This is a genomic window from Eikenella sp. HMSC061C02, from assembly GCF_001809035.1.
Classification (GTDB): domain Bacteria; phylum Pseudomonadota; class Gammaproteobacteria; order Burkholderiales; family Neisseriaceae; genus Eikenella; species Eikenella corrodens.
Map to the genome: position 1 here is coordinate 41,473 of NZ_KV795510.1, position 23,188 is coordinate 64,660.

General features: G+C 56.7%; 22 protein-coding genes. 12 read left to right on the forward strand and 10 right to left on the reverse strand.

Annotated elements, in window-relative coordinates; all coding sequences use genetic code 11:
• The first annotated feature begins 34 nt into the window (after positions 1 to 34).
• A complete protein-coding gene (locus tag HMPREF2541_RS00855; RefSeq protein ID WP_050754434.1) occupies positions 35 to 904 on the forward strand; it encodes an NAD(P)H-hydrate dehydratase in 870 nt (289 codons plus the stop codon).
• A 276-nt stretch (positions 905 to 1,180) separates the two neighbouring features.
• Here the strand turns inward: HMPREF2541_RS00855 and HMPREF2541_RS00860 are convergent, their stop codons facing one another.
• The 3 genes from HMPREF2541_RS00860 to lon form a co-directional block, all read right to left on the reverse strand.
• Positions 1,181 to 2,722 (reverse strand): peptidylprolyl isomerase, encoded by a 1,542-nt coding sequence (locus HMPREF2541_RS00860; RefSeq protein WP_070541285.1) that lies wholly within the window; start codon positions 2,720 to 2,722, stop codon positions 1,181 to 1,183.
• Between the two features lie 306 nt (positions 2,723 to 3,028).
• Positions 3,029 to 3,334, reverse strand: coding sequence for an HU family DNA-binding protein (locus tag HMPREF2541_RS00865; protein ID WP_161802039.1), 306 nt, complete (start codon positions 3,332 to 3,334; stop codon positions 3,029 to 3,031).
• A gap of 160 nt (positions 3,335 to 3,494) precedes the next feature.
• Entirely contained in the window at positions 3,495 to 5,933 is a 2,439-nt protein-coding gene (lon, locus tag HMPREF2541_RS00870; protein WP_003822631.1) for an endopeptidase La, read from the reverse strand.
• Positions 5,934 to 6,212: 279 nt separating this feature from the next.
• Here lon and mnmC point away from each other — a divergent pair, with 279 nt between their 5' ends.
• From mnmC to HMPREF2541_RS00905, 7 genes are all read left to right on the forward strand, one after another.
• Positions 6,213 to 7,763 carry an FAD-dependent 5-carboxymethylaminomethyl-2-thiouridine(34) oxidoreductase MnmC1 gene (mnmC, locus tag HMPREF2541_RS00875; RefSeq protein ID WP_003822630.1) on the forward strand — a complete coding sequence of 517 codons (1,551 nt, stop codon included), beginning with the start codon at positions 6,213 to 6,215 and terminating at the stop codon, positions 7,761 to 7,763.
• Positions 7,764 to 7,896: 133 nt separating this feature from the next.
• Entirely contained in the window at positions 7,897 to 8,370 is a 474-nt protein-coding gene (locus HMPREF2541_RS00880; RefSeq protein WP_070541287.1) for an SMI1/KNR4 family protein, read from the forward strand.
• 65 nt (positions 8,371 to 8,435) lie between these two features.
• Complete coding sequence (locus tag HMPREF2541_RS00885; protein ID WP_070541289.1) at positions 8,436 to 9,887, forward strand: phospholipase D-like domain-containing protein; 1,452 nt, start codon at positions 8,436 to 8,438, stop codon at positions 9,885 to 9,887.
• Positions 9,888 to 10,363: 476 nt separating this feature from the next.
• The gene (locus HMPREF2541_RS00890; protein WP_003822626.1) at positions 10,364 to 11,245 is read left to right on the forward strand and encodes a metal ABC transporter substrate-binding protein; all 882 of its coding nucleotides are present in this window, start codon (positions 10,364 to 10,366) and stop codon (positions 11,243 to 11,245) included.
• A complete protein-coding gene (locus HMPREF2541_RS00895) occupies positions 11,245 to 12,171 on the forward strand; it encodes an ATP-binding cassette domain-containing protein (RefSeq protein WP_003822625.1) in 927 nt (308 codons plus the stop codon). Before HMPREF2541_RS00890 ends, HMPREF2541_RS00895 begins: the two co-directional genes overlap by 1 nt.
• A complete protein-coding gene (locus tag HMPREF2541_RS00900) occupies positions 12,165 to 13,040 on the forward strand; it encodes a metal ABC transporter permease (RefSeq protein WP_003822623.1) in 876 nt (291 codons plus the stop codon). Before HMPREF2541_RS00895 ends, HMPREF2541_RS00900 begins: the two co-directional genes overlap by 7 nt.
• Positions 13,033 to 13,887 carry a metal ABC transporter permease gene (locus HMPREF2541_RS00905; protein WP_049258497.1) on the forward strand — a complete coding sequence of 285 codons (855 nt, stop codon included), beginning with the start codon at positions 13,033 to 13,035 and terminating at the stop codon, positions 13,885 to 13,887. The genes HMPREF2541_RS00900 and HMPREF2541_RS00905 overlap by 8 nt, the downstream gene beginning before the upstream one ends.
• 87 nt (positions 13,888 to 13,974) lie before the next feature.
• On the opposite strand, the gene HMPREF2541_RS00910 is transcribed toward HMPREF2541_RS00905, so the two are convergent.
• The 7 genes from HMPREF2541_RS00910 to HMPREF2541_RS00940 all read right to left on the reverse strand — a co-directional run bounded on the left by HMPREF2541_RS00910 (position 13,975) and on the right by HMPREF2541_RS00940 (position 19,800).
• Positions 13,975 to 14,526, reverse strand: coding sequence for an RDD family protein (locus HMPREF2541_RS00910; protein WP_070541291.1), 552 nt, complete (start codon positions 14,524 to 14,526; stop codon positions 13,975 to 13,977).
• Between the two features lie 89 nt (positions 14,527 to 14,615).
• Positions 14,616 to 15,173 carry an RDD family protein gene (locus HMPREF2541_RS00915; RefSeq protein ID WP_070541293.1) on the reverse strand — a complete coding sequence of 186 codons (558 nt, stop codon included), beginning with the start codon at positions 15,171 to 15,173 and terminating at the stop codon, positions 14,616 to 14,618.
• A 202-nt stretch (positions 15,174 to 15,375) separates the two neighbouring features.
• Complete coding sequence (aroG, locus tag HMPREF2541_RS00920) at positions 15,376 to 16,428, reverse strand: 3-deoxy-7-phosphoheptulonate synthase AroG (protein ID WP_070541295.1); 1,053 nt, start codon at positions 16,426 to 16,428, stop codon at positions 15,376 to 15,378.
• Positions 16,429 to 16,701: 273 nt separating this feature from the next.
• Positions 16,702 to 17,478 carry a ferredoxin--NADP reductase gene (locus tag HMPREF2541_RS00925; protein ID WP_070541297.1) on the reverse strand — a complete coding sequence of 259 codons (777 nt, stop codon included), beginning with the start codon at positions 17,476 to 17,478 and terminating at the stop codon, positions 16,702 to 16,704.
• Between the two features lie 2 nt (positions 17,479 to 17,480).
• A complete protein-coding gene (locus HMPREF2541_RS00930; protein WP_003822613.1) occupies positions 17,481 to 18,323 on the reverse strand; it encodes a J domain-containing protein in 843 nt (280 codons plus the stop codon).
• A gap of 150 nt (positions 18,324 to 18,473) precedes the next feature.
• Positions 18,474 to 18,905 carry a DUF4124 domain-containing protein gene (locus tag HMPREF2541_RS00935; RefSeq protein ID WP_064103448.1) on the reverse strand — a complete coding sequence of 144 codons (432 nt, stop codon included), beginning with the start codon at positions 18,903 to 18,905 and terminating at the stop codon, positions 18,474 to 18,476.
• A gap of 85 nt (positions 18,906 to 18,990) precedes the next feature.
• Positions 18,991 to 19,800, reverse strand: a complete 810-nt coding sequence (locus HMPREF2541_RS00940; protein ID WP_049258489.1) for an outer membrane protein assembly factor BamD — start codon at positions 19,798 to 19,800, stop codon at positions 18,991 to 18,993.
• On the opposite strand from HMPREF2541_RS00940, the gene rluD reads away from it, so the two are divergent.
• The 4 genes from rluD to HMPREF2541_RS00960 all read left to right on the forward strand — a co-directional run bounded on the left by rluD (position 19,799) and on the right by HMPREF2541_RS00960 (position 23,169).
• Entirely contained in the window at positions 19,799 to 20,917 is a 1,119-nt protein-coding gene (rluD, locus tag HMPREF2541_RS00945; RefSeq protein WP_070541299.1) for a 23S rRNA pseudouridine(1911/1915/1917) synthase RluD, read from the forward strand. The genes HMPREF2541_RS00940 and rluD overlap by 2 nt on opposite strands.
• A 270-nt stretch (positions 20,918 to 21,187) precedes the next feature.
• On the forward strand, positions 21,188 to 22,174 hold the full coding sequence (gene thiL, locus HMPREF2541_RS00950) for a thiamine-phosphate kinase (RefSeq protein WP_070541301.1): 987 nt from the start codon (positions 21,188 to 21,190) through the stop codon (positions 22,172 to 22,174).
• Positions 22,167 to 22,670 carry a phosphatidylglycerophosphatase A family protein gene (locus HMPREF2541_RS00955; RefSeq protein ID WP_070541303.1) on the forward strand — a complete coding sequence of 168 codons (504 nt, stop codon included), beginning with the start codon at positions 22,167 to 22,169 and terminating at the stop codon, positions 22,668 to 22,670. The genes thiL and HMPREF2541_RS00955 overlap by 8 nt, the downstream gene beginning before the upstream one ends.
• 10 nt (positions 22,671 to 22,680) lie before the next feature.
• Complete coding sequence (locus HMPREF2541_RS00960) at positions 22,681 to 23,169, forward strand: DUF4279 domain-containing protein (protein WP_023886482.1); 489 nt, start codon at positions 22,681 to 22,683, stop codon at positions 23,167 to 23,169.
• Positions 23,170 to 23,188: the final 19 nt, after the last annotated feature.

The following is a 23,188-nucleotide window of genomic DNA, read 5'->3' on the forward strand; positions in this document are numbered from 1 at the left end:
GGCATTTGTCTAATTGAATAACATGAGGTTTGATATGGCAGATTTATCCCAGCAGTTGGCGCAGTGGCAGCATACTGCCCGTTTCCGTTTCCCCCTTTTAATCAAACCACGCGCGGAAGACAGCCATAAAGGCACGTTCGGCACGGTGGCTGTGGTGGGCAGCGCGGCCGGCATGTCCGGCGCCGGTGTGCTGGCAGCCAGCGCGGCCTTGAAAGGCGGGGCGGGCAAAGTATGGCTCGGTTTTGCGCAAAACAGCCTGCCGATACCGTATCTGCCTAATTATCCGGAAATCATGATCACCACCGCCGCGCAGCTGGTGCAGCGGCGCGACATCAGCGTTTACGCTATTGGCTGCGGCTTGGGCATGAGCGATGCCTCGCGTCAGCTGTTGGAGCAGACCACGGCAGCGGCCATCCATACTGATGCACCGCTGCTGCTGGATGCCGATGCGCTGAACCTGCTGGCGGTAGAAACAATGTTTTTGCCCAATAATGTGGTGCTTACACCTCATCCGCTGGAAGCGGCACGCCTGCTGGGTATTACAGTGGAAGAGGTGCAGGGTAACCGCTATTTGGCGGCCTCCAATATTGCCGAGCGCTACGGCAGCTATGTGGTGCTCAAAGGTGCGAAAACCTTGGTGTGTACGCCAGACGGGCGGATTGTGTACGAAAACGACAGCGGCAACCCCGGCTTGGCCACCGCCGGCAGTGGCGACGTATTGAGCGGTCTGATGGCTGCCCTGCTGGCACAACATCTGCCCATGCAAGATGCGGCCTGCGCGGCAGTGTGGATGCACGGCACGGCGGCAGAGCTGCTGGCCGCCCGCGGCATCGGCCCCATCGGCCTGACTGCGGGTGAAATTGCCGATGCGGTGCGTGAGCTGCGCAATCTGGCAGCGGGTTAGGCTGGATGGGCGGCTTGCTCCAAGCATAATTGCAGCAATAGAAAGGCTACCTGAAAGTTTCAGGTAGCCTTTCTATTGTTTCTATACAAGGCATCAGTTTGCTTCTGCTCTATTGACGCAAGAAGCTGGAACGAATGCAACTTAACAAACCAAGATTTCCTAACATTATTAAAACATCCAAGCCGCCCTTCCCTGTTATCACTCTGCCAAAGCCAAGTAGAAATAGCAAAAGGCTACCTGAACCTTTCAGGTAGCCTTTTCAAGCGGCAAAATCAATCAGTTTTCATCCCGATCCAATTTCTGCGAGCCATGCTGTATCGGGTATTTTCGTTGCAGCACTTGCAGATATTGGCGGTAGAACGCTTCGGTATTGCGTCCGGCAACTTGTTGGCGCAGCTCCGGCAACTGCTGTTTGCTGTTTTCCGGCAGGCTGATGGCGCGTACTTCCACCAAGGCGGCATTACCGTTGGGCAGGGTAATCACTGCGTAGCCGGGTTTGCCGTTTTGCGGATGGGCTTTCACGATGGCGGCAAAGTTTTGCAGGCCAACGGCTTGTTGCAGCTGGGTGGCACTGGCTTTTTCCGGATTGCTCCATTGCAGGTTATCCACTGCCTTACCGGCTTGCAGATTGCTCAAGGCTTGAGCAGCGGCAGCTTGTGCCAGCTTGGCACTCTCCACGGCCACATAATCTTTGCGCACCGCTTCCTTGGCTTCTTCAAAGCTTTGATTGCGGGCTTTGCTCACATCGGTGGCACGCAACACGCGCAATACGCTGTTGCCCATATCCAATACTTCAGAATTGTGGCGGCGCTCGATCACCTCGGCGCTGAACATGGCTTCCTGCACGGCTTGCGGCAGCTTGGCGGCGGCAGCTTCGGGCTGGCTGAGCCATTCTTCATGTTTTTGCAGCGGCAGCTTCATTTCCTGTGCCACTTTTTGCAGGCTGTCCGGGTGGTCGAAGGCCAGTTGTGCCAACTGTTCACGTGCATTACCTAAGGCTTGGGCGGCTTTACGCTGGCGCACGCTCTCTTCCAGCTGGGCTTTCACGCTCTCAAACGGCGGCTTGGCTTCGCTGGCGGCGGTGGGCAGGTTGCGGTAGGCCTCTTGCAACTCCTGTGCACTCACAGTTTGCTGTTTGGCCAGCTCTTCTACGTTCAAATCAACAAACTCAAGCTTCACTGCCAAAGGCAAGGCATATTTGGCTTTGTTGGCTTCAAAATAGCTGCGCAAGGCGGCATCAGTGGGCTGTACTTTGCTGGCAAAATCGGCCGCATTGAAGGGCGCAGTACGCAACTCACGCTCGCTGCCGGTAAGGGCAAGGATTTGGTTAGCTTGGCTGTCGCTAACGATATTGCCGTTGCTCAACAGGCTGATAAGGGTTTGGCGGCGATACTGGCTGCGCATTTCCTCAATCAGCCGCTCTTCGGTAATCCCTCTTTGGCGCAGATAGGCTTGAAACTGCTCGGGGCTGAATTGGCCGTTGACTTGGAATGAAGGATCGCGCGTAATCACACCCTTGATTTGTTCAATAGAAAGCTCGCCAACGCCCAGCTCTGCCGCACCCTGATCGAAATAGGCTTGCTGCACCAGCGATTGGTAAACGTCGTCTTTGCTGATGGGTTGGTCGCTATGCCGCGGCGCTTCCCTCAGCAGTTCCTGCACTTGCTCGGCAGTGATGTGGGTATTGCCGATTTTGCTGATATAGCTGCTGTGCATACCCGAAGTAAGGGTTTGGGCACCGAATCCCACAAAGGTAACAGTAATCAGCCCAAGGAGCACTTGAGACAGGCGGCGGTGTTTTTCGACGATGGCAAACATAAAAATAAAAAGGAAGCGTGGTGAAAATTAAATGCGGTATTGTAACGGTTCTGCGGGTGGCGGGCTATAGCGAATTAACTTAACTTTCTCGATAGCCTTGGCTGACTTTACTACACTGTGAATATCGTCCGCGGTTCGCTGCCTTGTATCGAAAGTAAATTTAATCCGCGATATAACTCCAAACAGTTTATTTAATGCCAGAATCCTCCGCTGCACTACCAAGCATAAGAGGCTACCTGAAAACATAGGCAAGAAAAAAGACAGGCAGAAAGCCTGTCTTTTTTCATTTATGCAAGAAGGTGCGGTTTACAGCGCATCTTTCAACGCTTTACCTGCACGGAATTTCGGAGATTTGGCAGCCGGAATAATCAGTTCTTTACCGGTTTGCGGGTTGCGGCCTTTGCGTTCGGCGCGTTCGCCCACGTAGAAAGTGCCGAAGCCAACCAGAGTTACGGTGTCGCCTTTTTTCAGAGCGGTGGTAACAGCCTTGGTAAAACCATCCAGTGCCTTGCCGGCAGCAGCCTTGGAAATGTCAGCTTCCTTAGCAATCGCTTCAATCAATTCAGACTTGTTCACGTTAAGTCCCTTTCTAGTTGAGGAGTAATGAAGAATCGGCCGATTGTGGTCGGCACCAATGCGTTTGTCTGCAACAGGCTGCTTTATAGCAAGTTCAAAATCATCGGTCAAGCAAATAAACGGCTGGAAAGTAGCTATTTTCAGCCAAAGCGGCAGGTTTGCGCCTTTCACACAACACAGCCTGCCGCTTTTCGCCTTAATGCTTGGTGGCGCGGCCGCCGGATTTTGCCGGGGTTTTCGGCTTAGCTGCGGGCACGTCCTGCCAAGGTTGCGGCTGATATTCCAGGCCGAAGGAAAGCACTTCGTCAATCCAACGCACCGGGTGGATTTCTAGCCCTTCTTTCACGTTTTGCGGAATTTCTTCCAAATCTTTCACGTTTTCCTGCGGAATCAGCACATGCTTGATGCCGCCGCGCAGGGCAGCTAACAGTTTTTCCTTCAAACCGCCGATGGGCAATACTTCGCCACGCAGGGTGATTTCACCGGTCATGGCCACGTCGGCACGCACGGGAATACCGGTGAGCGAAGACACAATGGCCAGCGTCATGCCGATACCGGCGCTGGGGCCGTCTTTAGGCGTAGCACCTTCCGGAACGTGCACATGGATATCGGTTTTCTCGTAGAAATCCGGTGCAATGCCCAATACTTCGGCACGCGAGCGTACCACGCTCCAAGCGGCAGAAATCGATTCCTGCATCACATCACCCAGCTTACCGGTGCGCAGGATATTGCCTTTGCCTTTGAGCGCAACGGCTTCGATGGTGAGCAGCTCGCCGCCGACTTCCGTCCACGCCAGGCCGGTAACCTGGCCGACACGGTTTTCGTTCTCGGCCACACCGTAATCGAAGCGGCGCACACCAAGGTATTCGTGCAGGTTGGTGGCATCCACCACCACGATTTGCGGCGCAGCAGCGCGTTTGGCACCGGCTTTTTTATCTTGCTCCAATACCTGCTTCATCACCACCTTACGGCAGATTTTGGCGATTTCGCGGTCGAGTGAGCGTACGCCGGCTTCACGGGTGTAGTAGCGGATGATGTCGCGTACTGCGCTTTCTTGAATATCGATTTCGCCTTTTTTCACCCCGTTGCGCTCAATTTGCTTGGGCACGAGATATTGCATGGCAATATTTACTTTTTCGTCTTCGGTGTAGCCGGAAAGTCGGATAATTTCCATGCGGTCGAGCAGCGCGGGCGGGATGTCCATGCTGTTGGAAGTAGCGAGGAACATCACATTGCTCAGGTCGAAATCCACTTCCACATAGTGGTCGGCAAAGGAGTGGTTTTGCTCCGGATCAAGCACCTCCAACAGCGCACTGGCCGGATCGCCACGGAAATCGCGGCCGAGTTTATCGATTTCGTCCAGCAGGAACAGCGGATTATTCACGCCGGCTTTAATCATATTTTGGATGATTTTGCCCGGCATCGAGCCGATGTAGGTACGGCGATGGCCGCGGATTTCGCTCTCGTCATGGATGCCGCCCAAAGCCATGCGCACATATTTACGGCCGGTGGCTTTGGCAATAGATTGGCCAAGCGAGGTTTTACCCACGCCGGGCGGGCCCACCAGGCACAGAATCGGGCCTTTGAGCTTGTTCATGCGTTTTTGCACGGCCAAATATTCCAAAATGCGCTCTTTCACCTTTTCCAAGCCGTAGTGGTCGGCATTGAGCACCAAATCGGCCTGCACAATATCTTTGCTGACCTTGCTTTTCTTCTTCCACGGAATGTCTACCAGCGTTTCGATATAGTTGCGCACCACGGAAGACTCAGCCGACATCGGCGGCATCATGCGCAGCTTTTTCATTTCACCCAGCGCTTTTTCTTCCGCTTCCTTGCTCATGCCGGCTTCGCGCACCTGCTGTTCGAGTTGGTCGAGCTCTTCGCGTTCATCGCCCTCGCCCAACTCTTTCTGAATCGCTTTTACTTGCTCGTTCAGATAATAGTCGCGCTGGGATTTTTCCATCTGCCGCTTCACCCGGCCACGGATACGTTTTTCTACTTGCAAAATGTCCAGCTCAGCTTCCAGCTGGCCAAGCAGATGTTCCATGCGCTCGGCCACGTCGGTGATTTCCAAAATCTCCTGCCGCTGCTCCAACTTGAGCTGCAAGTGGGCGGCAATGGTGTCCACCAGGCGGCTGTGGTCGGTGATGCCGTGAATGGTGCCGGCCACTTCGCCGGGGATTTTCTTGTTGAGCTTGATGAACTGGTCGAATTGCGCCAAAAGCGTGCGGCGCAGGGCTTCGTAGTCGTGGCCGTCGGTGTTTTCTTCGGCAGCCAGCACTTCAATTTCGGCTTGGAAATAATCGCCGCTGTCGTTCACCGACAATGCGCGGGCGCGCTGCATGCCTTCTACCAGCACCTTCACCGTGCCGTCGGGCAATTTCAGCACTTGCAGGATGTTGGCCAGCGTGCCGATGGTGTGCAAATCGTCTGTGCCGGGGTCTTCGTTGGCCGGATTTTTCTGCGCCAAAAGGAACACCGGCCCGTCTTGCTCGATGGCGGCATCCAGCGCGGCAATGGATTTGGGGCGGCCGACAAACAGCGGCAGCACCATATGCGGATACACCACCACGTCACGCAGCGGCAACATCGGCAGGGTGCGGGTTTCAGCGGGATTATGCTGGGATTGGGTCATTATCTTCTCGGTTATTGTTTTCAGTTGAATAGGATGGCTAAAGCCTCATTGCCCGGCAAATTGGGGGCAGGCAAGCGCATTTCAAGCATTCGGCGGAGTTTAGTTTGTAAAAGGCTACCTGAAAACCGGCAGCGGTTTGAATTTTGTTGACACTATGCTTTCAGGTAGCCTTTTGCCCGATGCCGTCGAAACATGCCAAGCCAAAGTTGCCGCCGCCAGCTGCTTCTGTCTATACTGCCTCCCGTCTCCCATTCCCGCCCGCACCAGCCGGCAAACGCCATGACTACCCCTACCCTCATCTGGCAAGGCATCCCTACCGAGCAAGAGCTTACCGCCGCCATCTCCCAGCATCCCCGCGCGGCCTGCATTTTTCTCAGCGACGATTTTTCAGGTAGCCTCCATGAGCCCGATAAAGGCTACCTGAAAAGTTGTGCCGCCTCTGCTGCCAACTTTATCCCCGCCGATGCCAACCCGCTGCAACGCGATATTTATCTGCTGCCCGCAGCCGCGGCCGCCGAGTTGGCACAATACGGTTTCGGCGAACCGGTTTGGCAAAACAGTCCATCTGTGCCGCAACAGGCTAGCCCAAGCAAACCCTGGCAAATCGCGCCGCCGCCCATCCCTGTGGAACGCGTGCTGATTATCGGCGGCGGCATTGCCGGCGCGGCCACCGCCCACGCCCTAGCCCGACGCGGTATCAGCAGCCTAATCCTCGAGCAAAATGACCAGCCCGCCCGCTCCGCCTCCGGCAACCGGCAAGGCCTGCTCTACGCCAAAATTTCCGCCCACCCCACCCTGCAAACCCGCCTCCTGCTTGGCAGCTACGGCTACAGCCGCCGTCTGCTCGAACACCTTCTGCCCCATAGCCCGGATTGGCAGGCTTGCGGCGTGCTGCACCTTAACCACAATCAGAGCGAAACCCGCCGCAACCGCGAACTGGCCGAGCAACGCGCCAACCGCCATCTTTATTACGCCGTCCGCCCCGCCGAAGCCGAATCGCTTTCCGGTATCCCGCTTAGTGGGCAAAGCGGTCTGTTCTGGCCGCAGGGGGCGTGGCTCAACCCGCCATCCTTCGCCACCACCCTGCTCGAATCCCCCCGCATCCGAGTGCTCACGCAGCACCGCCTCACCAATCTGCAACGCCACGGCAGCGAATGGCAGCTGGCGGTGGATACGCCGCAAGGCATGCAGACTTTTTCAGGTAGCCACATCGTGTTCTGCTGCGGCGCCGAGCAATTGGCCGATATCCTGCCCGAAGCCCTGCCGCTGCAATTCATCCGCGGCCAAACCAGCCTGGCCGAGGCCTCGCCCCTCAGCCGACAGCTGCGCTGCGCCCTAAGCGCCGATGCCTATATTTCACCGGAGTATCGTCATCAGCACTGTTTTGGTGCCAGCTTCGTGCCCAATGAGCAAAACAGCGAGTTGCGTACCGCTGAAGACGACGGCAACCACGCCAAACTGGCGCAACTCTCGCCCGAACTCGCCGCCGCCCTGCCTGCCTACCAGTCCGGCCATGCCGCCGTGCGCGCAGACTGCTACGACCACCTGCCCGCCGTTGGTGCATTGGGCGACTGGGCGGCGATGCGTGTGCAATACGCCAAACTCGCCCATGATAAAAACTACCGCCTGCCCGACCTGCCCTGCCCCCACCTGCCCGGCCTGTTTGTGAACAGCGGGCACGGCAGCCGCGGCCTCGCCACCGCCCCGCTGTGCGGCGAACTGGTAGCTGCTCAGCTATTGGGGCAGCCGCTGCCCGCCGAACCAGAAGTGGCCGCCGCCCTCTCCCCCAACCGCCTGCTGATTCGCCGCATTATTCATCGGCAAACTTAAAGGCTGCAGGCTACCTGACAAGCCATAGCAGGTGGATTGTGTTTCCGCTGCACCAGTTTGATTTGCCTAAGCTCAAGGCTACGTGCAATGCCTGACAGCTTTGCGAAAAGCATTTGATTGAAAGAATAAAGCAATGTGGTATCAAGCATTTAAATTTTACGACCAACACCCTCCTGCCACGCCGGACGACATTACCGCATTCCGCACCCCTTTGCCCGAAGCCGAACGCGCCAGCGCATTAAACTATCTCGAACCTTACTCAGTACAGCTCAGTGCCACCAGATATTGCCTACCGCCCCACTTTTATATCCCCAACGAACTGATGCAGCTTTGGCAATATTCTGTGCACGGCGGCATCACGGGCAATGGGCAGGATTTTGGCTACTTCTCACCGGCAGAAACTGTATCTTATTATTTTGGCTATCAGTTCTGGTATTACGCGCCCAATTTGCTGCCGATTGCATTCGATGGCGGCGGCGTGTTCTATTGTTACGATTTCGGGCAGCCCGGCCCTTTAATTGTGCTGAAGGACTCAGGCTCGGATGACCTGGGCGTTCCTGTTGGCAGCAGCCTTGCCGACGTGCTGGCTCAAGAATTGGATTACTGAATAGCAATCCAATCCAAAAGGCTACCTGAAACCTCAAACCAACCAAACCCACACGAAAACACATCATGTCCAACCGCACCATCCTCCTCGACCACCCGCAGCCGCTGCTCGACCAGCTGCATGCGCGTTCCAGCAGCAGCGAAATGCACGGCGGCAACAGCGTGCAACTCTTGCAGGACAGCCGCGAAAACTTTCCCGCCTGGCTGGAAGCAGTGGCTACTGCCGAGCATTATGTGCTGATTGAAATGTATATTTTCGCCGACAACGATTTCGGCGTGCGGCTGCGAGATTTGCTGGTGGAAAAATGCCGCCAGGGCGTGAGCGTGGTGCTGGTGTACGATTGGATCGGCAGCCTGTGGCCATCGGTGTGTCGCTTTTTTGAGCCGCTCAAGCAGGCCGGTGCGCAAGTGGTGGCCTACAACCCGCCCGGTTTTGCCAGCGGTATCGGCCTGCTCTCGCGCAACCACCGCAAATCCTTCGTGATAGACGGCCATACCGCCTTCGTGAGCGGATTGTGCGTGTCTTCCGCCTGGGAAGGCAATCCGGCCACAGGCGTGGCACCGTGGCGCGATACCGGGCTGAAACTACAGGGGCCGGTGGTGGCCGAAGTGGTGCAGGCTTTATCCGACACGCTGCGCTCGCAAGGCGAAAGGCTACCTGAAAACATCACCCCTTATGACGGCACGGCTGCCGGCACGGTGCGCGCCGGTGTAGTGGCCACCACGCCCAGCAACAACAATATGATGCGGCTGGATTTGAACGCGCTGGCGCTGGCGCGGCGCAACCTGTGGCTTACCGACGCCTATTTCATGCCCACCCGCCTCTACACCCAAGCCCTGATCAACGCTGCCAACGATGGTGTGGACGTGCGTATCCTGGTGCCGCGCACTTCCGATATCCGCTGGATAGGCCGCGTGTCGCGCATCCGTTACCGCAGCCTTTTAGAGGCCGGTGTGCGAGTGTTTGAATGGGACGGGCCGATGATTCACGCCAAAAGTGCCATTGCCGACGGCCAATGGGCACGCGTGGGCTCAACCAATCTCAATTTCTCCAGCTGGTATCTCAACCGCGAATTAGACGTGGTCATCGAAGATGCGGTGGTGGTGCACCAGCTGGAGCAGATGTTTCTGCAAGACCTCGCCAATGCCACCGAAATCGTGCTCAACAGCAGCGAACGCCGTGCCGCCCTACGCCGACGCCACCAAATGCTCTCCAAGCGGCACCGCCGCCAGCGTGCCCAAGCCGCCGCCCGCCAGCTGTTGCAGCTTTCCAGCATGTTTCGCGGCAACTTCTACGGCACGCGCACGGTGGATGAAAACGAAGCCAAATCCTATCTGAGCCTGGGCATTAGTATGCTGGCGCTGGCGCTGTTGCTGTGGTTTGCGCCCTATCTGCTGGTGGTGCCGCTGATATTTTTGCTGCTGGCCGGCGGGCTTTCCACCACCGTCCACGCCGTGCGCCAACTGTGGCGCTTCCGCCGCCGCAAACGTTCGGGCAAAACGGATCAATCCGGCTAAAGGCCAAGGCTACCTGAAACTGGGTAGGAACATTGATTGCCTGTATGCTGTTTAAGTTTTCAGGTAGCCTCTGCTGCTACCAAGGCTATCTGAAAAGCTAAGGCTAGCTGAAAAGTGTCTCGACCCAGCCCAAACAGGTTATCCAACTTTCAGGTAGCCTATGCAGCATGATTTAACACCCGATAACAAAACGTATGGCAAAAACAACGGCACTTACCCGCCAGCCCAATCGGTTTTCTCCCATTTAAATTGTCAAAGAGGCTATTGCCTATAGCAATGATTGCTGGCATAGCAAGGCAAAATACGCATAAAATAATCCCGTATGCGATATAGGCTTATTGTTTCTGCTGATTTTTCTGTGGTGATATAAAAACTACTATAAAATAATTGATAGTAATTTCTATTTAGGCTAGTATGTAAATAGGCAAGTGCTTCGCTTTGCCACCCATTCAACCAAATCAAATTAGGAGAAAACAATGCGCCGATTATTATCCGCATTCTGCCTGCTGGCCGCTCTAGGCTTGGCCGCGCCGGCTTATGCCAAATTCAAAGTAGTCACCACCTTCACCGTGATCCAGGATATTGCCCAAAACGTGGCGGGGGATGCCGCGGTGGTGGAATCGATTACCAAGCCGGGTGCAGAAATCCACGATTACCAGCCCACGCCGCAAGACATTGCCAAAGCGCAATCTGCCGATTTGGTGCTGTGGAACGGGCTGAACCTGGAACGCTGGTTTGAACGTTTCTTCCAAAACGTACGCAATAAACCGGCAGTGGTGGTTACGCAAGGCATTACCCCGATGTCGATTCATGAAGGCCCCTATCGCGGCCAGCCCAATCCGCACGCTTGGATGTCTACCCGCAATGCCTTAATCTATGTGGAAAACATTAAAAACGCGCTGATTAAATACGACCCGCAAAACGCCGCCACCTACACCCGCAACGCCGCCGCCTATGCCCAGCGCATCCGCAACCTAGACCGCCCCTTGCGCGAAAAACTGGCGCGGGTGCCGCAAAACCAGCGTTTCTTGGTGACCAGCGAAGGCGCGTTCAGCTATCTGGCACGCGACTACGGCTTTAAAGAAGTGTATCTATGGCCAATTAATGCCGAGCAGCAAGGCACGCCGCAACAGGTGCGCCGCGTAATCAACACCGTGCGGCAAAACCATATTCCGGTAGTGTTCAGCGAGAGCACCGTATCGCCGCGCCCGATGCGGCAAGTATCGCGCGAAACCGGCGCCAAATACGGCGGCGTATTGTATGTGGATTCGCTTTCCGCCAAAAACGGCCCGGTGCCCACCTACCTCGACCTGCTCAATACCACGGTTTCCACCATTGTTAGAGGATTTGGAAAATAATGTCTGAACAAGCCGCCTCCATCAGCGTTGAATCGGTAACGGTTCGCTACAGCAACGGCCACACGGCCATCCGCGACGTGAGCTTCACGCTGCAAGGCGGCACCACCTGCGCGCTGGTGGGCGTAAACGGCAGCGGCAAATCTACCCTGTTTAAAAGCCTGATGGGGCAGATTAAGCCGAAATCGGGCAGCATCCGCCTGTGCGGTCTGCCCGTGCCGCAGGCGCTCAAGCGCAACCTGGTGGCCTATGTGCCGCAGAGCGAGGAAGTGGATTGGCAGTTTCCCGTGTCGGTGTACGACGTGGTGATGCAGGGGCGCTACGGCTACCTGAATTTCCTGCGCCTGCCCAAAGCCGAAGACAAACGCAAAGTTCAGGAAGCCATGGAACGGGTAGGCATTGCCCATTTGGCGCAGCGGCAAATCGGCGAGCTATCCGGCGGGCAGAAAAAACGCGTATTCCTGGCGCGCGCACTGGCGCAGCAGAGCAAGATTATCCTACTGGATGAGCCGTTTACCGGCGTTGATGTGAAAACCGAAGATGCGATTGTGGATTTGCTCGGCCAGCTGCGCGCGCAGGGGCATCTGATTTTGGTATCGACCCACAACCTCGGCATGGTGCCCGACTTCTGCGACCAAGTGGTGATGATCAACCGTACCGTGCTGGCCGCCGGCCGCACCGAACACACTTTTAACCAACACAACCTCGAATTGGCCTTCGGCGGCGTGCTGCGCCATTTCCGCCTCTCTGGCAGCGATTTGCACGACGACGAAGACAGCCGAGTGCTCACCGTACTCACCGACGACGAACGCCCCGCCGTGTTCTACGGCCAAGCCAAAAACGATCCGCCCGCTGTGCCCTGTTGCAGCGATGCCCAAGGCAGCTGTGCGAAGCAGGAAAACGGCAGTGAAGGAGACGGCTCATGTTAGACATGCTGCTGGAGCCGTTTGCCTATGAATACATGGTGAAGGCCATCGTGCTGAGTGCGGCGGTGGGCGGCATGTGTGCATTTTTGTCGTCTTATTTAATGCTCAAAGGCTGGTCGCTGATTGGCGACGCGCTGTCGCACTCGGTGGTACCCGGCGTGGCGGTTACCTATGCGCTCGGCCTGCCCTATTCCGCCGGTGCGTTTGTATCCGGCATTTTGGCGGCACTGTCGATTTTATGGATACGCGCCATCACGCAGCTGAAAGAAGATGCGGTAATCGGCTTTATCTTCACCACCTTCTTTGCCATCGGCCTGTTTATCGTGTCGGTGAACCCGACTGCGGTCAACGTGCAGGAAATCGTGTTGGGCAATATTTTAGGCATTGCCGACGAAGATATTTTTCAGGTAGCCATCATCATCGGCGTGTGCCTGCTGTTTATGCTGCTCACTTGGAAAAACCTGCTCTTGGTGTTTTTTGACGAAACCCAGGCCGTGGCCGTCGGCCTCTCGCCGTTGCGCTACAAAATTTTGTTTTTCTGCCTGCTCAGCGCCTGCGTAGTAGCCGCGCTGCAAACCGTGGGCGCGATTCTGGTGATCGCCATGGTGGTTACCCCCGGCGCCACCGCCTATCTGCTCACCGACCGCTTCGGCAAGCTGGTGCTGATTGCAGTGGCGCTCGGTATCATTACCTGTGCTCTGGGCGCCTACATCAGCTTTTTCCTCGACGGCGCCACCGGCGGCGTGATTGTTAGCCTACAAAGCCTGCTGTTCCTGCTCGCCTTCGTGTTTGCGCCCAAATATGGCCTGTTGCGGCAAAAATTCGGTGCCGCACCGCAGGCGGCGGAAGAAACGGAGCCCGGCCATGTCTGAGCTGATCAACTGGTTTGCCGAGCCGCTCGCCTTTCCTTTCATGCAGAACGCCCTGCTCACCGCGCTGATTGTGTCCATTACCTGCGGGCTGCTTTCCTGCTATCTGGTGCTCAAAGGCTGGTCGCTGATGGGCGACGCAGTGTCGCACGCGGTGCTGCCCGGCATCGTGCTGGCCTTCGTGTTCGGCATTCCGCTGCAAATCGGTGCATTCGCTTCCGGCCTGCTCTGCTCCGTGGGCGTAGGCTACCTGAAAAACAACAGCCGTCTCAAAGAAGACACCGTGATGGGCATCGTGTTCTCCGGTATGTTTGCGCTCGGCCTCGTGTTGTTTACCAAAGTGGAAACCGACCAACACCTCACCCATATCCTGTTCGGCAACGTGCTGGGCGTGAGCCGGGAAGAGCTGCTGCAAACCTTCGCCATCTGTGCTGCCGTGGCCTTAGCCGTGCTGCTCAAACGGCGCGACTTCATGCTCTACTGCTTCGACCCCGCCCAAGCGCGCATCGCCGGCCTCTCCCCTCAGCTCTTACACTACAGCCTACTCACCCTGCTCGCGCTGACCATCATCACCGCCATGCAGGTGGCCGGCGTGGTGCTAGTGGTGGCCATGCTCATTTCCCCCGGCATCACCGCCTTCCTGCTTACCAAGCGCTTTGAACGCATGATGATCATCGTGGTGGCGGCTTCCGTATTCACCAGCCTTACCGGCACCCTGCTCAGCTACCACCTCAACTCCGCCACCGGCCCCAGCATCGTAATTTTGCAGGCCATTCTTTTCCTGCTCGCCCTCATCTGGAACAAACTGCGGCAGGCGTTTGGCCAAGAAAAGGCGGCAGCGGCTAGCTGAAACCTGGCAGCAACAAGTTGCATATTTGCCCGCCATAATGAAAAGGCTACCTGAAACATTCAGGTAGCCTTTTCATTATGGCGGCGCTCACACCTTCACCACCAAAGTTTGCAACATCAAATCCTGCGGCGTTTGATAATTGCCACGTTTGCGGCACAGCATAATCAGGTACAGCAATTGCACCGCGCAATAAACAATACGGCCCAAACCCAGGCTGCTGAGCAGCCCGCACAGCGCAAGCAACACCACAAAGAAAAACCCTTCGCGTGCCAGCACATATTTGGCGAAGCCCGGATTCGCGCCGGTGTCCGTAATCACACGGATACGCAAAATTTTCTGGCCAATGCTTTGTCCGCTGCGACTCATCATAAACACCTGCGCCACCCCCAGCAGCAACCCAGCCACCAGCCCCACCGGCAAAAGCAGCAGCAACCAAGGCATTTCGGCTTGCACATAGGCCCTAGTGTACTCAATCCTTAATAAAAACATAACCAACAGCATAATAGGCAGAATGCGATCGATAGAACCGGCCAACAAGCGTTGCCACGGCTTGGCCAACTCCACCTCCTTCATCCGCTCCGCTGCCTGCGGCTCGGCTGCTGATTCAGGAGGGCGATAGGCTTGGCGGAAATTTTGCATGGTTTGTCCCCATATTAGGCCAGATAAATAAGGCTACCTGAAAACGGGAAAATGATTTCAGGTAGCCTTACGCATGAATAACGGGCGACTTAGTTTTTGATGACCAATGTCTTCGCCAGCAAATCCTGCAAAGTTTGGCGGTTGCGGTTTTCCATAAACAGCATCACGACACAGGCGATACCAGCAACGATGGCTAGCAGATTACCCAAGTCTTCGCTGAAGACGCTAATCAGGGTGAAAATAAAGTTATAGCCAAATTCACGTACAAGCACATATTTAACGAAACCAGGATTGTCGCCATCCTCAGTAATCACGCGGATACCTACGATTTTTTTGCCGATACTTTGGCCATCGCGTACCATGATAACTAAGTTGTAAATCAGCAAGCCAATAGCTGCCACAAGGGCAATAGTAAATACAACCATCGCTGCCTTACCACCACTTCCGCCCATGAAGGCTACTAAAATGGCTGCCAAAATACCGATACCGGCAAAGGGGAGGCCGTCCATAATTCTGGCGCCCATCCGCTGCCACGGGCTGGCCAGCTCTACTTCCATTTCATTGTCATCGAATAAATCGTTTTCCAATGCGGTGGAGGCATAGGCTTGGCGGAAATTTTCGTTTGGGTTTTCGCGGAAATCTTGCATGAGTGTATCTCCCTCGGGCGGCTGCAAACATTTGAGCCTACCCTATTGTTAATATAGACGTTGTTGGAAAGTTTCGGATTTTAACAGTTTGGCGTGATTTGTAAATATTTACCGCTTTTCAGGTAGCCTTTTGTTGCATCAGGCTACCTGAAATATATCGAAGACTCTGCACTGTGCAAAAAAGCGGCACAAGCCGCTTTGTTCACACCCTGCCGCGATTGGCTTCCGCCATCAAGGCGAGCAGCTCTTCGGTGGTGTCCCAGCCGATGCAGGCATCAGTGATACTTTGGCCGTAGGTTTCAGGCTTGTCTTGGCGGCCTTCCACCAAGTGGCTTTCCACCATGATGCCCATGATGTTTTGCTCGCCGTTTTGCAGCTGCGCGGCCACATCGCGCGCCACTTCCATTTGGCGGGAGTAGTCTTTGCGGCTGTTGGCGTGGCTGAAATCCACCATCAATCTAGGCGTTACGCCGGCTTTGGCCAGCTGTTCGGCGGCGGCTTTAACGTGCTCCGCGCTGTAGTTCGGCTCTTTGCCGCCGCGCAGGATGGCGTGGCAGTCGGGGTTACCGGCAGTGTGGACGATGGCGGAATGGCCGGCTTTGGTTACGGAGAGAAAGTGATGCGGGTGGGAGGCGGCGCCAATGGCATCGATGGCGATTTTGAGGTTGCCGTCGGTGCCGTTTTTGAAGCCTACCGGGCAAGAGAGGCCGCTGGCGAGCTCGCGGTGCACCTGGCTTTCGGTGGTGCGCGCACCGATGGCGCCCCAGGAGATGAGGTCGGCGTAATACTGCGGGGTGATCATGTCGAGAAATTCGGTGGAAGCGGGCACGCCGAGGTTGCTTAAATCCAACAACAGGCGGCGGGCTTGGCGCAGGCCGAAGTTGATATCGAAGGTGCCGTTGAGGTGGGGGTCGTTGATGAGCCCTTTCCAGCCCACGGTGGTGCGCGGTTTTTCAAAATAAACACGCATCACGATCAGCAGCTCTTTTTCGTATTTTTTGCGCAGGGGCAGCAGGCGTTGGGCGTATTCGAGGGCGGCTTTGGGATCGTGTATGGAACAAGGGCCGATGATAACGAGCAGGCGCTGGTCGCGGCCGTGCACCAGGTCGGCAATCTGGTAGCGGGTGGTTTCCACCAAATCGGCGGCGGCTTCGCTGATGGGCAATTCGTAGAGGTGGGCGATGGGGGGCAGCAGCTCGCTGATGCTGCGGATGCGTACATCGTCGGTACGGCTGAAGGCTTGGGAGTGGCTCATGGCTGTGTTTTGCTGTTCGTGGGAAGGGGCTTATTGTGGACTGGGCGGCGGCGGCTGGCAAGGACTTAATGTTCAGGTAGCCTCAAATAGGCTTGTGAGGCTACCTGAAAATAGCTGGGCGCCTGATGCATGTCTGCAAGCTAGCTGCGTCTCGCTAACCTTAAGGAGTTTTGCCCAGCTTGTTATTTTGCAGGCTAAAAATCGGTTTCAGGTAACCTATTGCTAGAGGCTACCTGAAAACATGAGCAGCACGCTGCTTGGCAACTTCAAGCTTTAAAAACCGTTTTCCATCATGATGTGGCCGGGGATACGGTTGCGATGCATGGCAAAGCCGAGCTTAAGCAGGGCTTGGAAGGTGTCTTTCACCATAGCCGGGTTGCCGCACAGCATGAAGCGGCTGCGTTCGGTGGTGAACGGCAAGCCGAAGGCCTGGCTGAGGTTGCCATTTTCCAACAGTTGCGGCAGGCGCTGATTGAGGCTGCCGGGCTGCTGCTCGCGGGTGAGTACGGAAACGAAGCGCAGTTTGTCGTAATACTCGCCCACCAGAGGGTGTTCGGCCAAGTCGCGGATGCGCTGGTTGAACACGGCTTCGTTGGCGTAGGAAACGGAATGCGCCAGGGCGAGATGGTCGAAGCGCTGCCAAATTTGCGGCTGCTGCAAGATGGAGAGAAAGGGGGCGATGCCGGAGCCGGTGCTGAGCATGATAAGGTCGCTGCCATCGGGGAAGCGTTCGGGCAACAGGAAGCCGGTGGCGGTTTTATCGAGCAGGATGGTATTGCCGGCTTCCATCTGTTCGAATCGGGCCGACATGGGGCCGTCTTCGATGAGCACGGCGAAGTATTCGAGGGTGTCGTCGTATTCGGCGGAAACCACGGAATAGGCGCGCCAGATAAAGCCGCTGCCTTCGGGAAAGCCGAGGCGGGAAAACTGGCCGGCGGCAAAGCGGTATTCTTCGGGGCGGCTGATGGCGAAACTCATCAGTTTGGGCGTGTGGCGTTTTACCCAAAGTACGGTTTCTTCTGTATATTTGGCGGCGGGAGAGGCACTCATGATTATCCTTGCTGTGTGGGCGGGAGGGTGATGCTGGCATCGGGGTACACCGGCGCATCATTTTGTTTTTCTATTTGCCAAACATCGGTTTGGGTGTGGCGGCCGCTGTCTAAATCGAGATAGAGCAGGCGGTATTGGCCGGCGCCGAGCTCGTAGAGGGTAAAGAACCCCTTCTCGGGCATGTAGAAAGTGCGGATGTTTTGCCAGCTGCCGTCTTGCTGCATTTGCAGCTCCACCATGCGGTCGGCGCCGTGATTGGCGATGCTGGCGATGGACATGCCGTTTTGCGCGGCCACGGGGTAGCCGGCGATATAGTCGGAAAAATACGGCCAGATTTTGCCGTTAGGGGCTTTGGCCGGGCGTTGGTAGGCGCTGCCTTGGGCGGCCAGCTGGCTTACGGCAGAAGGCGTATCTTTAGGCTCCGACGGAGTTTTATCCAGCCACCACCAAAGCTGCAACACCAGCAACCCGAGCAACAAGCCAGTGCCGAACACCAGCCAAAATGCTTTGTTGGCACGCAGCCGCTGCCACTGCGCTTTCAGCTTCTGCAACCAAGGCGTCAGCTTGGCCTGCTGCCGCGCGGCGGCTTGTTGCAGCAAGGGATTGGTGGCTTTGGCCTGGCGTTGGGCGGCAATCCAGGCATCGTGCCGTTTGCGCTGGTCGGGGTCGGACAACACGGCGTAGGCCTTGTTTACCATCTGCATGATGCGCAGGGCTTCGGGGTTGTCGGGATTAAAATCGGGATGATAGCGTTTCGACAGGCGGCGGTAGGCCTCGCGTATCTCCTTATCCGAAGCAGTTTCGGACACGCGCAGGTTGCGGTAGTGCGTGGGGATGGCGGGCATAAAGGCTACCTGAAAGCGTAAGCTGTAACGGAGTTAAATCGGTTGGGATGTTAAACGGGCAACATTTGGTTGATTCGTTTTTCAGGTAGCCTGCATCACACCCAAGGCTACCTGAAAACATTACTGCAAGAAATTCAAGCACAACCGGATTTATTTATTCAGGTTGTTCACTTCCTGCTGGGCTTTGTTCACTTCCTCTTCCAGCTTGCCGATGCGTTCCAGATAGCGGGCGTAGTTGCGCTCGTTGCCGTAGCGCACTTTACGGCCTTCTTCCAGATTCTGCTGGGCTTGGCGCAGGCGTTCGTTGGCAGCTTGGCGCTGGCTTTCGCTAACGGCAGGTTGGGCAGCGGGGGCGGCAGGCTCAGGGGTAGCGGGGCTGCTGTAGCTCGGATAGCTGGGCGCGGTGCTCACGGGAGCGGGATAGGTGGTCATACGGCCGAGATTGACGGCGCGGCAGTTGGGGCCGGGGCTGGCGGTGTAGGTGCGGCGGCCTTGGCGGTCAGTGCATTCGTAGGTGGTGGCGCTGGCTACGGCGCAGAAGCCCAGCAGGCAGGCGGCGAAAATGGGGGATAATTTTTTCATGTTTATATCCTTATTTTGAAGTAAGACGTTCTAGCTGATAAAGGCTACCTGAAAAACCGCTTTCAGGTAGCCTCCAAAATCTATACTACTTCCAATAGCGCCACCACGGAATATCGTCCGGCTGCCATTCTTTCTGCAAATAGGGGCTCTGCGGGAAGTTTTGTGCTAGCACGCGGCGGGTGTCGCTGCTCAACTCCGGTTTTTCCAAACGGGCGTAGGCGGTCATCATAATCGCCAGCGCCTCTTCCACATAGCGCGTATTCTGATAGCGGCTCACAATCCCCTGTGCACGGTTGGCGGCGGCCAAGTACGCGCCGCGCTGCATGTAGTAGCGGGCGATGGCCATTTCGTTGCCGCCCAAGGCATCCACCAGGCGCGTCATTTTTTCGCGCGCATCGTTGGCGTATTTGCTATCGGGGAAGCGGGTGATGAGCTCGTTAAACACCTGATAGGCTTCGCGGTTTGCTTTCGGGTCGCGGTCGGACCAATCCTGCGAGGCCAGCTTGTTGAAGATGGATTTGTCTTGATTGAGCACAATCAAGCCCTTCAGATACAGCGCGTAATCGGTGTTCGGATGGTTGGGATACAGCTTCAAAAACTGCTCCACATGCGCCAAGGCCTGCGGCTGCTGTTCGTCTTTGTAATACACATAAGCCGTATCCAGCCGCGATTGCACCGCTTGGCGGGTGTTGGGGAAACGCGCCCGCAAAATTTCATATAAACGCACCGAACGGCTATAATTGCGGCTCTCCATTTCATCGTGCGCTTCGGCATACAGCTTATCTACCGACCAATCCTGCGTAATCTGGGCATCTTGGCTCACAGCGGTGGTTGAAGTGCTGGAGCAGGCCGACAGCATCACTGCCAGGCCGGTAACTAAAAGAATCTTTTTCATGCAGAACATTTCTTCCTATACCAACAATGACGCCGATTATAACGATGATTTCGACTTTTCGGCAGGGGCAGACGCGGAAAATTGTATAAATTTAACCGTGCCCACCGATTTGGCCGGCCAAAGACTCGATGCCGCACTGGCCAAACTGCTGCCCGATTATTCCCGCAGCCGCCTGAGCACTTGGATTAAAGACGGCAACGTATTGCTCAACGGCCAAGTTGCCCGCCCCAAAGAGCGGCTCATCGGCGGCGAAACCTTGGAAGTGCACATCCAACACAGCCACGAAACCGCTGCCTTTACGCCCGAGCCCATGCCGCTGGATATTGTATTTGAAGACGACAGCGTGATTGTGTTGAACAAACCTGCCGGCCTCGTTGTCCACCCCGCCGCCGGCAACTGGAGCGGCACCCTGCTCAACGGCCTGCTGGCCCACTGCCCGGCATTGGCCGAAATCCCCCGCGCCGGCATCGTGCACCGCCTCGACAAAGACACCAGCGGCCTGATGGTGGTGGCCAAAACCCCGGCCGCACAAAACAGCCTCGTGCAGCAGCTGCAAGAGCGCAGCGTGAAGCGCATCTACCGCGCCGTGGCCGACGGCATCGTACCGTTCGACGGCAAAATCGACACCCTCATCGGCCGCGACCCGCACAACCGCCTCAAAATGGCCGTGGTCGGCTTCGGCGGCAAAAAAGCTGTGACCCACATCAAAGTGCTCGAACGCTACCAGAGCCACAGCTACATCGAATGCGCCCTCGAAACCGGCCGCACCCACCAAATCCGCGTGCACATGCGCGAAGCCAAACACCCGCTCGCCGCCGACCCCGTGTATGGCAACCCGCGCCACCCCTGCTCTGATGCCGTAAAAGAAGCCGTACTCCAACTCGCCCGCCAAGCCTTACACGCCTACCGGCTCAGCTTCGTCCACCCCGAAAGCGGCGAAACCGTACAATTCGAAGCCCCGCTACCGGAAGACATCCACCACCTGCTCTCCGTATTGCGCTGGGAATGCGGCATGGACTCCGCCCTCAGCCACACCCTGCCTCCTGCCGAGACTGAAGACGAAGACGATTGGGACGACGACGATTACGACGTAGAAACCATCTACGTGCGCGATTAGAGGCTACCTGAAAGCAATTCCTTGGCGCAGCCAAGACTGAGTTCTGCGAAGCAAAAACACAGCTTCAACGAAATCAACAACCATCCCCCCAACCCAAGCCGAGTTCTGCACAATAAAACACTGCGACTTCAGCAACACAAAAACGTAAACCCAAGGCTACCTGAAAATTTTTAACTTCACAGCAACTTGCTCCACTCGCTTCAATCGCTTTAACTTCGTTGAAGCCGACGCTTTTCAGGTAGCCTCCACCCTACAACCAAACACCCCGCCATGCCCCAATCCACCGCAAAACCCCTCGGCGAATTCGACTTCATCCGCCGCTACCTCGCTGCCGAACAGCCGGCCGATCCCGAGCTCCTGCTCGGCATCGGCGATGATGCCGCCATCGTCCGCCCGCGCCCCGGCCATGATTTATGCTTCAGCAGCGATATGCTGCTGGCCGGCCGCCACTTCTTTCCCGATGTCGCCCCTGCCGACCTCGCGCACAAAATCTTGGCCGTAAACATTTCCGACATGGCTGCCATGGGCGCACGGCCGCGCTGGGTGATGCTCAGCGCCGGTCTGCCCGAACTCAACCCAAGCTGGCTGGAAGCATTTTCAGGTAGCCTTTTCGCCATGCTGCGCCAATACGGCATTACCCTCATCGGCGGCGACACTACCAAAGGCGACCTCGTTTTCAACGTGAGCATCACCGGCGAGCTGCCCGCGGGCCTTGGCCTGCGCCGCAGTGGCGCGCAAAACGGCGACGATATCTGGGTGTCCGGCCAAATCGGCCTGGCTGCCGCCGCCCTGCACCATATCTGGCAGAACATCAGACTACCTGAAAACCTGTTTGCCCAATGCGAAGCCGCCCGCCTGCGCCCCACTCCGCGCGTAGCGCTCGGCCAAGCCTTGCTGCCGGTTGCCACGGCGGCGCAAGATATTTCCGACGGTCTGGCTCAAGACCTCGGCCACATTTTGCGCGCTTCCAACGTGGGCGCGGAGCTATACGCCGACCTGGTGCCTACCGTGCCCGAGCTGCGCCAATGCCTGCCCGCGCAAACTGTATACGAGCTCACCCTTGCCGGCGGCGACGACTACGAATTATTGTTCACCGCCCCGCCCCAGGCGCGCCAAGCCGTGCTCGCCGCAGCCGACAGCAGCCGCACTCCGGTAACCCGCATCGGCCACATCAACGACACAGGCTACCTGAAACTGCTGCGCACCAACGGCAGCGAACTGCATCTTTCTCATTTAGGATTCGACCACTTTGGCTAAACAGAAACCCGCCTTCCAACCAACTTTCGCCTGGCTGCTGCGACGCCCCGCCTGTTTCCTCGGATTCGGCTTCGGCAGCGGCCTCGTCCCAGTTGCCCCCGGCACTTTCGGCACCCTGCCCGCCCTGCCCCTCGCCGCCGCACTGATGACGCTGGGTATCGACGGCTGGCTGCTCGCCCTGTTGTGTCTACCCTTGTTTGCCGTCGGCATCTGGATTTGCAACCAAACCGAAGCCGCCCTCGGTGTGCACGACTACGGCGGCATCGTGTGGGACGAAATCGTGGCCATGCTGCTGGTGCTCGCCTTCACACCGAATACTTGGGCTTGGTGGTTGGCTGCCTTTGCCGCCTTCCGCTTCTTCGATGCGGTAAAACCGCCGCCCATCCGCTGGTTCGACCGCCAAGTGAGCGGCGGCTTCGGCGTGATGTTGGACGACATCATCGCCGCGCTGATGAGCCTGCTCCTTATCCGCTTTACCGTCTATTTAATCTACTGAAAACAAGCCAATGGATGCCCCTAACCTCAACGAATGCTATCTCTACTTCGCCCTCACAGGCCGAGGCTTCGACCCCGATGCCATCAGCACCGCACTCAATCTTGCCCCCACCCGCGCCGTATATGAAGGCAACAGCATAGGCATGGGTGGCAGGATATCAGGCTATTCAAGCTGGCAATACGGCACCCCTATCCTGCGAGATGGCGACGTGTTCCGCCTCAACGAAATCGCCGACGAGCTCATCGTAACTTTGCTGCCCGTGCAAGATAAAATTGCCGAGTTGATCAAAGCCCACCGGCTCGAAGCTTATTTGATGATCGTGCTCACCGTGAGTACCGATGAACGCGACTCCACCCCGGCTATCGGCTTTTCGCCCCAAGTAATCAGCTTCTGCCACGCTGTGGGCGCCAGCATCGAATTCGATATCTACCAAGGCCAGGCCGACGAAGAGGAAGAAGCCGACTACCGCGCAGATAATCCGCCGCGTGTGCTGCATTAACGCTGCAAACTTTTCAGGT

Excerpts from the sequence above, each read along its gene's own strand:
- HMPREF2541_RS00855 (WP_050754434.1), top strand. The coding sequence starts at position 35 with ATGGCAGATTTATCCCAGCAGTTGGCGCAGTGGCAGCATACTGCCCGT.
- HMPREF2541_RS00860 (WP_070541285.1), bottom strand. The coding sequence starts at position 2,722 with ATGTTTGCCATCGTCGAAAAACACCGCCGCCTGTCTCAAGTGCTCCTT.
- lon (WP_003822631.1), bottom strand. The coding sequence starts at position 5,933 with ATGACCCAATCCCAGCATAATCCCGCTGAAACCCGCACCCTGCCGATG.
- mnmC (WP_003822630.1), top strand. The coding sequence starts at position 6,213 with ATGACTACCCCTACCCTCATCTGGCAAGGCATCCCTACCGAGCAAGAG.
- HMPREF2541_RS00880 (WP_070541287.1), top strand. The coding sequence starts at position 7,897 with ATGTGGTATCAAGCATTTAAATTTTACGACCAACACCCTCCTGCCACG.
- HMPREF2541_RS00885 (WP_070541289.1), top strand. The coding sequence starts at position 8,436 with ATGTCCAACCGCACCATCCTCCTCGACCACCCGCAGCCGCTGCTCGAC.
- HMPREF2541_RS00890 (WP_003822626.1), top strand. The coding sequence starts at position 10,364 with ATGCGCCGATTATTATCCGCATTCTGCCTGCTGGCCGCTCTAGGCTTG.
- HMPREF2541_RS00895 (WP_003822625.1), top strand. The coding sequence starts at position 11,245 with ATGTCTGAACAAGCCGCCTCCATCAGCGTTGAATCGGTAACGGTTCGC.
- HMPREF2541_RS00900 (WP_003822623.1), top strand. The coding sequence starts at position 12,165 with ATGTTAGACATGCTGCTGGAGCCGTTTGCCTATGAATACATGGTGAAG.
- HMPREF2541_RS00905 (WP_049258497.1), top strand. The coding sequence starts at position 13,033 with ATGTCTGAGCTGATCAACTGGTTTGCCGAGCCGCTCGCCTTTCCTTTC.
- HMPREF2541_RS00910 (WP_070541291.1), bottom strand. The coding sequence starts at position 14,526 with ATGCAAAATTTCCGCCAAGCCTATCGCCCTCCTGAATCAGCAGCCGAG.
- HMPREF2541_RS00915 (WP_070541293.1), bottom strand. The coding sequence starts at position 15,173 with ATGCAAGATTTCCGCGAAAACCCAAACGAAAATTTCCGCCAAGCCTAT.
- aroG (WP_070541295.1), bottom strand. The coding sequence starts at position 16,428 with ATGAGCCACTCCCAAGCCTTCAGCCGTACCGACGATGTACGCATCCGC.
- HMPREF2541_RS00925 (WP_070541297.1), bottom strand. The coding sequence starts at position 17,478 with ATGAGTGCCTCTCCCGCCGCCAAATATACAGAAGAAACCGTACTTTGG.
- HMPREF2541_RS00930 (WP_003822613.1), bottom strand. The coding sequence starts at position 18,323 with ATGCCCGCCATCCCCACGCACTACCGCAACCTGCGCGTGTCCGAAACT.
- HMPREF2541_RS00935 (WP_064103448.1), bottom strand. The coding sequence starts at position 18,905 with ATGAAAAAATTATCCCCCATTTTCGCCGCCTGCCTGCTGGGCTTCTGC.
- rluD (WP_070541299.1), top strand. The coding sequence starts at position 19,799 with ATGCAGAACATTTCTTCCTATACCAACAATGACGCCGATTATAACGAT.
- HMPREF2541_RS00940 (WP_049258489.1), bottom strand. The coding sequence starts at position 19,800 with ATGAAAAAGATTCTTTTAGTTACCGGCCTGGCAGTGATGCTGTCGGCC.
- thiL (WP_070541301.1), top strand. The coding sequence starts at position 21,188 with ATGCCCCAATCCACCGCAAAACCCCTCGGCGAATTCGACTTCATCCGC.
- HMPREF2541_RS00960 (WP_023886482.1), top strand. The coding sequence starts at position 22,681 with ATGGATGCCCCTAACCTCAACGAATGCTATCTCTACTTCGCCCTCACA.